The organism is Streptomyces sp. NPDC042638 (genome assembly GCF_040647235.1).
GTDB classification, from domain to species: Bacteria; Actinomycetota; Actinomycetes; order Streptomycetales; family Streptomycetaceae; genus Streptomyces; species Streptomyces rameus.
This window is the reverse complement of record NZ_JBEZBT010000122.1, coordinates 1-5,463: the sequence shown is the minus strand read 5'-3', so window position 1 is coordinate 5,463 and position 5,463 is coordinate 1. Positions and strand designations below refer to the sequence as shown.

Genomic DNA, 5,463 nt, shown 5'->3' with positions numbered 1-5,463 from the left:
ACCGTCTCACCGGCGAGAACACCCTCTCCTGGCGCGACCCGACACCACAGACCAAACAGTAGATTCCGGGATAAAACAGCGGGATGAAACGACCTCTTACACCGCAGGGTCGTGCCGCCGCTCCCACCGTACGTGGCACAGGACGCTAGTCCAGCAGCGCGTTCGCGGCAGGGCCAGGCGCCGGTGACCCGTCGGCGGGCACCGGTCCCTTTGCCAGGGCGCCGATCCAATATCGCCACGACCGGCGACAGGTTCGGCCGGCCGGCCCTGCGGCTGACCTGTACCGAGATCACCGAAGCGGACACAGGTGTCAGGGGGCGTGGCGCGTGACCCGGTGCACCGCCCATGCAGCAAAGACCCACGTGGCCGCGGCAATACCGTGCTGCCCTACGGGGCCGAGGCCGTCACCACCGGTTCTCTGGCTGGGCCACGGCTCCGCTCGCGTCGTGTTTTCCCGGCCGGCGAGGATACGGAGCGCGGCGCGGACCTCGTCGAGGGCGCTGTCACCCACTGCGATCAGTTCCAGCCCTTGCCGCGCCACCTGCTCATACGACAAGTACTTCCGTGCGAGCTCGGCCATGATGTCTCCCAGCGTTTCCCGGAAGACGTCCGTGGCTGACAGGTTCGGGGCGATGCCGCGTACCGTGCCTTCGACGTTGGCCATGGACTTGCCCAGCATCCCGATCATGGGGCTGGTGCGAATCCCGCGCCGGGCAGCGCACCGAAGGATCGTTGCCAGGGCCGAGCCGAAGTTCATGCCGTCGAGGCGGCTGGCGGCCAGTCGCGGCACCACGCGTGTCAGGTCGTCCCGGAAACCGGGCAGGTCGGTGCGCGGGGTCGACCGGCCGAGCTCGAGCCAGGCGGCGGCCAGGCCGCGCGCGTCGTTGTGGGCGATGCTGGTGAACGCGAGCGCTCCCAGCGTTCCGGTGTGCCGGTCGATCCGCCCGGCCATGCCCCAGTCGATGAGGGTCGCCCCTGTCTCGGGGTGCAGGAAGACGTTGCCCGGATGAGGATCGGCATGGAAGAAGTGCTCGACGAAGTAGCCCCGGTACATGTACCTGAGCAGTTCGGCGCCCACCCGCTCGCGCTGCTCCTCGCACAGGTCCTCCGCCGCCCCGGCGCTGAGCGCCCGTCCGCGCGCGAGGCCTTGGATCAGCACCCGCCGCCCGGCCTGCCGAACCGCGGGCACCGTCAGGTACCGGAAGCCTTCCGCCGCCCGGCGACCGGTTTCCATGTGCGCGGCCTCAGCGGTGAAGTCCAGCTCCGGACGCATGCAGTCGAAGATCCCTTGCAGAATCGCGTCGAGGTCCAGCACCTCGGCGAGCCGGGGAAGCGCCCGCCCCGTCATACGAGCTGCCCGGCTCAGGGCCGCCATGTCCGCCCGCATCCGGGCCTCGGCCCCGGGCCGCTGCACTTTGAGCACCGCGCGGCTGCCATCGTGCAACACCACGGGATACACCTGGGCCAGCGACGCCGAACCGCAGGGCAGGCCGACGTCGACTTCACGGAACAGCTTCTCCCACCTGCGCCCCAGCTCCTGCTCCAGTACCGGTTCGAAGACGGAGAACGGCGCGACGCTCACGGTGGTGTGCAGCCGTTCCAGCTCCAAGATCAGGGCCCCGGAGACCAGATCCGGTCGGGTGGCCAGTACCTGGCCGACCTTGATGTAGAGCGGCCCCAGCGCCTCCATCGTCATGCGGATCCGCCGCGCCCGGTGGCGTTGCGCGCCCATGGTGCGCTCAGCCGTATCGGTGCCCTGCCGGGCAGCGAGCACGTCCTGGGCGAGCAGCCCGGCCAGGCGGGCCACGCCGACCCCTCGAACCGGTTCCATGACTGCGGCCACCGGCTCAGGCCCGGCCCAGCAGCTGGGTTCCGGAGACGTTGGTCTGGCGGGCCATGAAGAACGCGGTGAATCCGTCGAGTAGTTCGGTCAGGCTGATCGTGCCGTCCTTGTCGACGTCGAGTTCGTCGAAGCCGCGGTCGAGGTCACCGGGGTCGACGCGTCCGCCGGCGAACACGGTGCGGTACTCATGCCGCTCGATCGCCCCACTGCCGTCGGTGTCCACTGCCTCGAACATGGCGCGCACGGCGTGGTGCACGCCGTCGCGCACATAGCCGGGGTCCGCGTCGCAGTTGCGGAGCATGGCCGTGACCCACTCGTCCTTGCTGATACTTCCGTCGCCATCGGTGTCCATGGTGGAGCGCATGTGCTCCCACCACGTGGTGAACCCGGCGTACACCTTGTCCTCCTGCTCCGCGGAGAGCTCCAGCTGCCAGCACAGGGAACGGGCCATCGCCTGGAGGTCGGGCGCGTCGATGCGGCCGTCGCCGGTCTGGTCGAGCACCTGGGAGAAGAAGCGGCTCAGCCGGTCGGCCCTCACGTCGCGCTCCGGCCCGCGAAGGGCCGCCGAAGCCACCGCCGCGACCAGTCCCAAGGGCCGGGTCAACAAACCGGCGCCGGGAATCCTGAAGCCGCTGGAGGGGACCTCCCGGGCCTCGTGCAGCACCTGGCCGGTCATCGCGGCGGCGGCGATCGGCATGTACCGGTTGCGCAGCGGCAGCGGTTTCATCGCGGCGTGCGCGGTGTGGTGCACGGTGCGCGACAGCGTGCGGTCGGCCTGCCCTACATGCAGGTGGAGACGCTCTCGGTAGGTCCGCGGCAGCTGTGCGGCCACCGCGCCGGGCATCAGCATCGCCGCTGAGGAGCGCGCCAGCGCCCACACTGGCGGGCACCACTCCAGCTGCGACGGTGTCGCGGCACCTCGGTACATGTCCCGCATCAGGAAACGGACCTCGGTGTTGTCCTCCAGCACCTCACGCTGCATCCGCTCGAAGTACTCCCAGAACCCGGCAGCGTCAGGCGGCAGCAGGTCGCGTTCCAGGCCGAAGGCGCCCAGGGTGGCGCACCACTCCTGGTACAGCCGTGCCTCCTGGGCAGCCGAGAGTGGCCGGCCCGCGAGCCGCTCCATGCTGCTCATCGCCTCGAACACGGTGCCCAGCACCCAGGCGCGCACCTCCGGCTGCTCGGCACTGTAGGCGCGGCCGCGCTCGTCGGTGCCCTTGATGCGCCGGTGGGCGCGCAGGATGCGCTGCACTTCCTGGTGCCGCTGATCGGGTGCGGCGTAGACGAAACGCTGCAGGCTGATCAGGGTGTGATCGACGCGCCGCCAGGGATGGGTGCGGTAGGTGGAGTGCCTGGCCAGGCCGGCACCGACCACGGGGTGAGCCGCTTGCAGCACCAGCAGGCGCGGCATCACCAGCGTCATCCGCCACTGGCCCAGCAACGTCCAGGTCGCCGACCCAGGGCCAGGAAAACCCGTCCAGTCGATGGAGACCTCGGGCTCGGAAGCTGGCAGGGATGCGGTCATGACAGGGCGCCTTTCATGTGCTGTCGCCGGGCGGAGAGGAGGACCTTGAGCGAGGCCAGCAAAGGGGGGCGGACGGTAGTGCGTGTCAGGCGGGGGCCGGCTCGTTCGACGGCTCGCAGCTGGAGGGTGTGCACGTCGAGGAACGCCGTCATAACCGGGACGAGCTCCGGCGGCAGGAACGGCAGGATGTCACGGGCCCGGCGCAGGGCCTGGCGGGCGAGCTCGATCTGCCCTCGCAGCTGCCAGCCGGTGTGTGGCAGACAGGGCCGCCCGGCCCGCACGTCATCGGCGAGGTCACTGAGGCAGTCGATGCGCTGCGCCGCCTCGGCCGCGTCGCGCAGCGCACGAACCACCTCCCGCGTGCGGCACCCCGGGTGGACCCCGCTGAGCAGCAGCATCAGCGGATGCGACACTCGGTCCACGTACGCCTGGAAGCCGGCCTCCGAGCCGAAGTCACGGTAACCGAGGTCGCCGGCCATGCCGTCCACGAAGGTGCCTACCCACGTCTCGGGCAGCCCGGTGCGCTCCAAGGTGTGCAGCAGCGCCGCCAGCCGCGGATCGTCCGTACGACGGTCGGCCAGAGCCGCCCGTACGGCCGTGTCCCACGCATGGAAGCGGTGCGCGCGCCCGGCCACCGGCCCGCTGTCGGCCGCGGTGTCCGTGGCGTGCGCGAACGCGTACACGCACAAGATGTGCGGCTGCAGCCAGGAGGGCGCCAGGAGCCGAGTGGCAGCGTAGTAGGGAGGCTCGAGTCGGCGGACCTTGCGGGCGATGTCCTGATAAGTGCTCCGCATCGAAGGCTCGTGCACTCCGGCACGATCCAGCACGGCCCGGTACGAGGCCGACGGCACAACCATCATTCAGGCCGCCCCCGCCTTGCCGAAGCGGCGTTCCCGCCCGGCATAGTCGGCCACCGCCTCCCAGAGGGCGGATCGGTCGAAATCCGGGAAGAGGACGTCGGTGAAGTACAGCTCCGCGTAAGCGCACTGCCACAGCAGGAAGTTACTGATCCGGCGCTCGCCCGAGGTACGGATGAGCAGGTCCACATCGGGCACGCCCGGCTGGTACAGCCGACTGGTCAGCGAGGCGACGTCGATGCGGTCAGGGTTCAACCGCCCGTCGGCGGCCTCACGCGCCAACTCGGCAGCCGCCCGCAACAGTTCGTCCCGAGCGCCGTAGTCGACACAGAAGACCAGGTCCATGGTCCGGTTGTCCCGGGTGAGCTGTTCGAAGCCGGCGAGAGTACGGCCCAGCGCGTCAGGGACACGGTCGCGTCTGCCGCACCACAGCGCACGCATCCCCTTGGCATGCAACGCGGCCTGGTTGTCGGTAACGAAGCCGCCGATGATCTCCAAAATCCTCGCGACTTCCTCCGGTTCACGTAGCCAGTTCTCGGTGGAGAACAGGTAGAACGACAGGTGCCGGATCCCCGCCTCCACAGCCCCGTCGATGGTGTCGAGCAGACGCGGCACCGCGGCTGCGTGCCCGGCGTTACGCGCCAGTCCTCGACGAGCGGCCCACCGGCCGTTGCCGTCGACGATCAGAGCTACGTGTGCGGGAACTCGACCCGGTGCCCACAAGGGCGACCAGCCCCCGGACGGATGAGGCCCCCAGGACACCGAGGTACCGGCCATCTGCTGCATCCTCCCCTGTCACCACGCCCCCACCTTCCGGACCTTGCGCCGGTCCGTGAAGAACAGTCACACAGCGCCCCACGGGGACAAGCGCACCGGGGGAACCAGTCAGCCACCCTGCCCGACCCGCGCGGCAAGAGGCCCCGCGCGTCCGGCGATGTCACTCGAAAGAGGGGAGAAGTCCTCGGCGTGGACTCACTGCGGCTGACGCGCAGAACGGCCCGGCCGCTGAGGCGCAGTTGCCGCAGACGACAACCGCGGCCCGAAAGCGCGTGAGCCGACCGCCTGCCTGCGATGTCGGTGTGCCGGACAGCGAGGCCATGAGCGGTGACGTCGATCCCATGGGCTGACGACCCTGCGGTGTAAGAGGTCGTTTCATCCCGGTGTTTTATCCTGGAATCTACTGTTTGGTCTGTGGTGTCGGTCGCGCCAGGAGAGGGTGTTCTCGCCGGTGAGACGGC

General features: G+C 69.7%; 4 protein-coding genes. All 4 read right to left on the bottom strand.

Annotated elements, in window-relative coordinates; translation table 11 throughout:
- Nucleotides 1-310 precede the first annotated feature (310 nt).
- Complete coding sequence (locus AB0B40_RS37860; protein WP_362268161.1) at nucleotides 311-1,807, bottom strand: AarF/UbiB family protein; 1,497 nt, start codon at nucleotides 1,805-1,807, stop codon at nucleotides 311-313.
- A gap of 40 nt (nucleotides 1,808-1,847) precedes the next feature.
- Nucleotides 1,848-3,368, bottom strand: a complete 1,521-nt coding sequence (locus AB0B40_RS37855) for an oxygenase MpaB family protein (protein ID WP_362268159.1) — start codon at nucleotides 3,366-3,368, stop codon at nucleotides 1,848-1,850.
- Complete coding sequence (locus AB0B40_RS37850) at nucleotides 3,365-4,162, bottom strand: squalene/phytoene synthase family protein (protein ID WP_362268157.1); 798 nt, start codon at nucleotides 4,160-4,162, stop codon at nucleotides 3,365-3,367. The genes AB0B40_RS37855 and AB0B40_RS37850 overlap by 4 nt, the downstream gene beginning before the upstream one ends.
- Nucleotides 4,163-4,228: 66 nt before the next feature.
- Complete coding sequence (gene uppS / locus AB0B40_RS37845) at nucleotides 4,229-5,002, bottom strand: polyprenyl diphosphate synthase (protein ID WP_362268162.1); 774 nt, start codon at nucleotides 5,000-5,002, stop codon at nucleotides 4,229-4,231.
- Nucleotides 5,003-5,463: the final 461 nt, after the last annotated feature.

Excerpts from the sequence above, each read along its gene's own strand:
- AB0B40_RS37855 (WP_362268159.1), bottom strand. The coding sequence starts at position 3,368 with ATGACCGCATCCCTGCCAGCTTCCGAGCCCGAGGTCTCCATCGACTGG.
- AB0B40_RS37850 (WP_362268157.1), bottom strand. The coding sequence starts at position 4,162 with ATGCGGAGCACTTATCAGGACATCGCCCGCAAGGTCCGCCGACTCGAG.
- uppS (WP_362268162.1), bottom strand. The coding sequence starts at position 5,002 with ATGGCCGGTACCTCGGTGTCCTGGGGGCCTCATCCGTCCGGGGGCTGG.